The organism is Syntrophomonas sp. UBA1041 (genome assembly GCF_002316705.1).
GTDB lineage: Bacteria > Bacillota > Syntrophomonadia > Syntrophomonadales > Syntrophomonadaceae > DTU019.
In genome coordinates this window covers 14,760-20,902 of record NZ_DCEA01000048.1, presented here as the reverse complement: position 1 = coordinate 20,902, position 6,143 = coordinate 14,760, and the positions used below count along the sequence as shown (strand labels likewise).

Annotated in this window: 8 protein-coding genes; all 8 read right to left on the bottom strand. The window is 46.0% G+C overall.

Features of this window, described 5'->3' with window-relative positions; genetic code table 11:
• Positions 1 to 103: 103 nt before the first annotated feature.
• Positions 104 to 916, bottom strand: a complete 813-nt coding sequence (locus tag B2633_RS07385; RefSeq protein WP_483169958.1) for a hypothetical protein — start codon at positions 914 to 916, stop codon at positions 104 to 106.
• 130 nt (positions 917 to 1,046) lie between these two features.
• Positions 1,047 to 1,325, bottom strand: coding sequence for a Veg family protein (locus B2633_RS07380; protein ID WP_481042084.1), 279 nt, complete (start codon positions 1,323 to 1,325; stop codon positions 1,047 to 1,049).
• Positions 1,326 to 1,485: 160 nt separating this feature from the next.
• Positions 1,486 to 1,962, bottom strand: a complete 477-nt coding sequence (locus tag B2633_RS07375) for a ribonuclease H-like YkuK family protein (protein ID WP_481042080.1) — start codon at positions 1,960 to 1,962, stop codon at positions 1,486 to 1,488.
• A 6-nt stretch (positions 1,963 to 1,968) separates the two neighbouring features.
• Positions 1,969 to 2,823 (bottom strand): 16S rRNA (adenine(1518)-N(6)/adenine(1519)-N(6))-dimethyltransferase RsmA, encoded by an 855-nt coding sequence (rsmA, locus tag B2633_RS07370; RefSeq protein WP_483169956.1) that lies wholly within the window; start codon positions 2,821 to 2,823, stop codon positions 1,969 to 1,971.
• A gap of 123 nt (positions 2,824 to 2,946) precedes the next feature.
• Positions 2,947 to 3,459, bottom strand: coding sequence for a YhcN/YlaJ family sporulation lipoprotein (locus tag B2633_RS07365; RefSeq protein ID WP_481042076.1), 513 nt, complete (start codon positions 3,457 to 3,459; stop codon positions 2,947 to 2,949).
• A 115-nt stretch (positions 3,460 to 3,574) separates the two neighbouring features.
• Entirely contained in the window at positions 3,575 to 4,534 is a 960-nt protein-coding gene (locus tag B2633_RS07360; RefSeq protein ID WP_483169955.1) for a 3D domain-containing protein, read from the bottom strand.
• A gap of 259 nt (positions 4,535 to 4,793) precedes the next feature.
• Positions 4,794 to 5,579 (bottom strand): TatD family hydrolase, encoded by a 786-nt coding sequence (locus B2633_RS07355; RefSeq protein ID WP_483169954.1) that lies wholly within the window; start codon positions 5,577 to 5,579, stop codon positions 4,794 to 4,796.
• Positions 5,580 to 5,637: 58 nt separating this feature from the next.
• Positions 5,638 to 6,143 (bottom strand): methionine--tRNA ligase subunit beta (metG, locus tag B2633_RS07350; RefSeq protein ID WP_483169952.1); only part of this gene is annotated, 506 nt, incomplete at its 5' end.

The window sequence follows — 6,143 nt, the reverse complement described above, 5'->3', positions numbered from 1 at the left end:
GTACAAATAGTACGTTGATTGAGCGGGCCTATTGAGCAACGCAGTTATTCGCTTTTGTCGACGGTCTGAACCCGGAGACACCGCCTCCGGGTTTGATTGTTTTTTAATAAGCAGCCGATTTCCCCAGGGCAAAAAGGTGCCTGATCTTATCCCTCAGGTTAATCCGGCTATTCTCCGCTTTAGAAGCGGTTTTCCATGAGTTTTGTAAACTGGCAGCCGCCTCTTTTTTGTTGAGCTGCTCCTGCAAATCCTGTTTCATGCGGTTGGATTGCATCAATTGATTGACAAGCGCCTGACTGCGGTTTTCCGCCTTCCTTAGCGCATTTTTTAAACCGGTAAGGTTTTTCTCATAGATCATAATGCGGTGATTCAGTCTGTCGTTATCCTGGGAGAGCCGCTGTACTTCATATTCCAGATTACGAATGGTTTCAAGTATAATCTGGCCTGGATAGTAGGGCTCCAGATCGGCGGGCAGTTCTGACGGCAGGGTTTCGCTCAGATCTACGGCTTCATGCTGTACCGCTAAAATAGTGTAATTAAAATGAATTTTCACCCTTAATATCCGATCCTGCAGTTCACCTTCACAGATAACTTTGTCCGGTTCAACAATCATTCCGGTTTCAGGCTTGAGCTGTACGGGAGGATCAAAGCAATGAAGCGGCAGCCATTCTTTGAGTTCATCCTCAAAGCGCACCAAATCCGGTTTATGGTCGGGCTCCTGTAATAGAGCCAGGATACTTAATCGGATTATGTTTTCTACATATTTGCCATGGCTATTGGCCTTGCAACTTTGGACTTTTACTCGCAGGTCTTCTATAGATTGGTAGGATTTGTTAAGCTGATAAACACGATCTATGGCAACGCTCTGCGGGGAGTCCAGTTGGGCAAGAATAACTGGTGACCAAATCTTCGGCAAGTCACTAATACTCCTTTCCCTAGACAGTCATACTTTCTTGGTCTATTTATATGGATGCCGTTTGCCAACTATGTCCCCGCCTGCACATATAAAAAAACTGCACCTTTGGGTGCAGTTTTTTTAATACCTTTTATGGATTTACCGATGGGATTCTGAACTCTTCATCTGCGGTATCGTATACGAACAGCTCCACCGTCTCGGTTAATACGTCAGCATAGCTGTAAGATACTCTTCTTTCGATTTTCCTCTCGTCAAGCTTGACTACGAAAATGTTGGGGTAAATGGATTCTAATATGCCTTCCCTTTCTATAATACGGTTTCTGCCCCGGTTGGCCTTTAGGCGAATTTTGCTGCCCACAAAAGACTCAAGATCCTTCTTGATGTCAGATATTGCCCTGGGAGAACTCATACTCATCCACCTGCTTTGCTCATTTATCATAATAATTGTATATCACAAAGCAGTACATGTCAATACTTGACCAATTAGTATATAAAAAAACGTCCTTCCTGTCAACATGATAATTGAGATTTATCTGGACTTGATTGGTTTTTTCAAAATACTTTAGTATTTAATGCTTGGTATGCTTATCGGCTACTTTGCTGGCAGCACATGCATTCGGCTTTATGCAGGCATTAAAACCGCAGCCGATTACCATACCGGTGATCTCTCGAATCAGTTCCTTGGTCTCGCCATGTGTACCGATATCAAGATGAATCTCCACCTCCATATCTTCACAGCCCTTTTGCCTTAATAATTGTTCCAGCTGGTCGGCCAATTCGAGGCTAAGGGAGGCTTCATAAAAAATTCGCTGGCGAAGGGATTTTACCCGAACCTCATAAGTCTTGTTGTAATAATATCTGGCGCCCTTACCTTGACGGTGAATAATAATCGCCGACACAAAGCAAGTATTGGTTACCCGGGGGTGGGAATCACTGCCTACGATCAATTTATAGGTCCGGTTTAAATCTTCACTTATGTATGCCAGAATATCTTCCACCACTTCGGTTAGCTCTAGTTCACCTTTGCTGGGACTATAGAAAGACATCTCAAATCAAACCTCCTGTGGTGCAAAGCTTTCGACTATCTGTGCGAATTGATCCAAAACGAGGTTTTCGGGTCTGGCCTGAGGGGATATTCCCAGTCCTTGCAGGGCGCGGGCGGCCTCCTCTTTTTCCAAACGAAAATGACTGCTGCTGATATTGAGAATGGTTTTGCGCCTTTTTTGAAAGCAAACCCTCATAAAACTGAAAAGCTGAAATTCACTGCCAACCTGAATCCTCTTCCCGGCTATAGGTTTCAATGAAATTACCGCAGATTCCACTTCCGGCTGGGGATAAAAGCAATGTTTCGAAACAGTGGTTATGTATTCTACATCACAATGATATCTGGTACTCAAGGTCAGCAGTCCATAATCTTTGCTGCCTGGCTGAGCTTTTAACCGCTCTGCCACCTCCTTCTGTAGCATTAAAACGGCCTGCGCGAGATGCGGGCACGATTCCAACAAGTAGAATATAATCGGGCTGGTTATATTATACGGTATATTGCCACAGACCTTAAATGATGATAATTCTTCCAAATTGAACGTTTTCTTAATCTCCGCTTCCATATCAATCGACAATACGTCCGCAAAAAGCAGCGTGGCATTATCGATGCCGTTTAGAGCCTCACGCAAAGGCCGTTCCATGCCTCGATCAATCTCAATAGCCAGTAACTTTCGGCATTTTCTGGCCAGCAGCGGGGTTAAGGCTCCGAGTCCGGGCCCTATCTCCACCACATAATCTTCAGCGTTTAAGTGGCACTCTTCTACTATTTTGCGCGCAATATTGTTGTCGGTCAGGAAATTTTGACCCCATCTTTTATGGGGGGCCAACTGAAAATGGTTTAAAACCTGTTTTACATTGGACAATTTACTTTCTCCTGTCCCTTTTCCCTTTTGGGGACTTATTACACATTATACATCAAATATGCCAAAACGCGTTTACTGAAAGGGACTTTGGTCCCTTTCTTAAACGCGCCCGGGCCTGGTCAGTTAAGGTTTGGGGTTATCTTTCTTTATTTGCTGGTTGATGGCGTTGATATCATCTTTCATAGTTTGAAACGGCTTACCATCGATCAAACCAGCCGCTACATCATTAATCTTCCTGATCAGGTTTGGATCTGTAGTAACCAATACATGCGACACCCGTGAGTCAACAGCTTTTAATTTCTGCCTGATTTCCTCTTTCACTTTGTTTTCGTCGGCACCGGATTTAATGGTAACTCCAACCATGGCCACTAATCCTTGAACCTGGGTTTCTCCCGGAGTCGGGCTGGGGGCTACCGTATCGCTCCCCATTTCAGTCAGAACCACTGTGGCATTTTGCACGCCTTCGACCTGCCGGGCCTGTTTTGATAACTTGTCAGATATTACCCGGCGGTCACTGGTGGTGAGCCCGGATGTCTCTGGCTGTGGTGTCTCAGGCTTTTGAGCAGGCTTTTGACATCCCGCGGCAAGAGCAGCCAATAACCCCAAACAGAGTAATAGCGCTATTATTCTTTTCAATCAACTTCCACCTCCACAATCAGTAATTTTATTTTCTGGTCCCGGTGGTAATTTAACTCAGGTAATAATTGGCAAAAAAAATAGGAAGGGCCTCCCTTCCTGGTTTTTAACAGACTTAATCTAGTATATAGAGCTTGACGTTACGTACTCCCCATTTGAGGCACTGGCCGCGGTCTTCCATGAACAGATCGATTCTATTGCCATAAACCGCCCCGCCTGTATCACAGGCAGTGCCATATCCATAACCTTCGATATATAAGCGGGATCCCAGGGGAATCACCGAGGGATCGACTGCAACTGTGCCGACGGCCGGTTTCGTGCCGGTTGCGGTATTGTTGCCAGTGTAGGTATAAGCACTGGCCCGGGCATAAAGAGCCTGTTTGAAACTCAATCGCAGATTGCCGCGTGACACTGAAGTAATATTGCCCATCGCAACGATCTTGTTCACTGGCTGTACGGTAGTTTTGCTATCGATAACCTCCCGCTTGACCTCCTGGCCATTATGATAGGTGATACGTACTGTATTGAGTACGGCGCCGTTTGCCCCTGGCCGCAGGGTTTTGGTCAATCCCTTTTCCAGGGTGTTGTCTTCCGTGCGCTCCTCTCCATAAGGCAGGACGGCCTCCTCCTGAGTATCCTGTTCGTTTACCCGAATGATCTCAATTTCCTGATTGGGCTGAGTCAATTCGCTGGCCATGGTTTTGACCAGGTCTTTTTCCCCCAGCGTAATGCCGGCTTCAGCAATGGCTTCTTTTATCGGTACCGGCGGGGTAATAAGCTCCTTTTTCTGTCCATCAGCAATCACAAATACCTTAAATGCTCGAATTACATTGATATTGGTGTTCTTTTGTACAGCGGCATTCAAATCAGGCTGAACCAGATCGTATTCACCCAGGACTATCCCATTTTGTTCTAACACCTGAGCTACACTGCAGCTAAAGAATACCTGATCTTTAATAATTTTCCCATCTACCGCAATAGCCACCGGCTTCTGCAAAGCAAAAACTAAACTGACTCCAAAGATCACCAGACCAAAGACCACTGCAAATAGATATGCGCCTTTTTTTATTTTCATCACGGTTCTCCTCCCTTCTCAAGGCATTGCGAGCTATTCCTTGAAAATGGAATCGAGGTATCATCCATTGTATAGAAAGCCCGTCTTAAAGTCAAATAATATGGCTATAACTGGAAGCCATTCCATATGTTGTTATACTATGATAGATTATGCTCCAGTTGTCCCTATTTTATTCTGAGAAGGGCAAAAACTATGCTGAAATGGCGGATGGGCTGACCGATAATAATCTCGAATTAAGCCATAATTTATCGGTTTAATTTCAGGATAGGTTAAAGAGTCGGCAGGTATTGAGACTGGTTTGATAGGCGATTTCGGCCAGGCTCTTTTGTCTCAGGCTGGCTAGTTTTGCGGCCACATGCATCACATTGGCTGGTTCATTGCGTTTTCCCCGTACCGGTTCGGGCGCAAGATAGGGGCAGTCGGTTTCGATGAGAATTCTCTCCAGGGTTAGGCGCGAGGCTACTTCTATAGTCTTCTTAGCATTTTTATAGGTTAATGGCCCGGCGAAAGAGATATAAAAACCTTCTTTCATCAGGTCAATGGCCATAGGCAGGTGACCGGAATAGCAATGCATTACCCCCTGGCAGCGACCAGCCTTTTCTTTTTTTATAATGTCCATCACTTCCTGGTGGGCGTCCCGGTCGTGAATAACAATAGGTTTGTACAACTCAGCCGCAATTTTGATTTGTTCCAGAAAAGCCTGACGCTGTATGTCCCGGGGGGACAAATCCCGGTAAAAATCCAGACCGGTTTCTCCGATGGCAACCACTTTGGGATCTCTAGCCAGGACATACAGCTTGTTGATGATGTCGGCGGTCAGGGTTTTGGCGTCGTGGGGGTGAACCCCAATTACCGCATAAACCTGATGATATTCGTGGGCCAGACGCACCGCTTCCAGGGAAGTGTCATAATCGTAGCCTACACATATAATTTTCCCGATATTGGCCGCCGCAGCTCTCTGCATTACCTGATCCAGGTCATTTGTGAAAGCCCGGTCCTGCAGGTGAGCGTGGCTGTCAATAAGTGTTTCATTATGTTTTTCCACTATTACTTTAATTCCTCTTATTGGTCTTTTATATCCCGGGCGATTATTTTTAACCCGGCTACTTTACACGGCTGCCACTGGGGAGATCCTTGTTTATCATCAATACTTCCAGGTTATCATCCCCTTCGGTTGAAGCGGCCAGAATCATGCCTTCCGAAAGCGTACCCCTCAGTTTGGTAGGTTTCAAGTTGGCCAGCAATACAACTTTCTTGCCGATCAGATCCTCCGGCTGATAGGCTTTAGCGATTCCTGACACCACAGTATGCTCCTTATCTCCCACCTGCAGCTTTAAGACCAGGAGTTTGTCGGTTTTCTCCATTTTGTAGCAATCCAGTACCAGGGCTACTCTTAGATCCAAGCGGGCAAAGTCTTCAATAGAGATCAACCCGTCGTCTTGCGGCTCGTTTTCTACCGGGGCTAGAGTTTTTTCTCCTGCTGTCATGTCTTCCTCCAGTGTCTTTAGGTCAATTCGGGGGAACAAAGCCGGCCCCTTGGCAACCTTCCGGGAAGGTTCCGTCAGGCCCCATTGGCCTGCCATATCCCAGCTCAATTGTGCAGGATCGG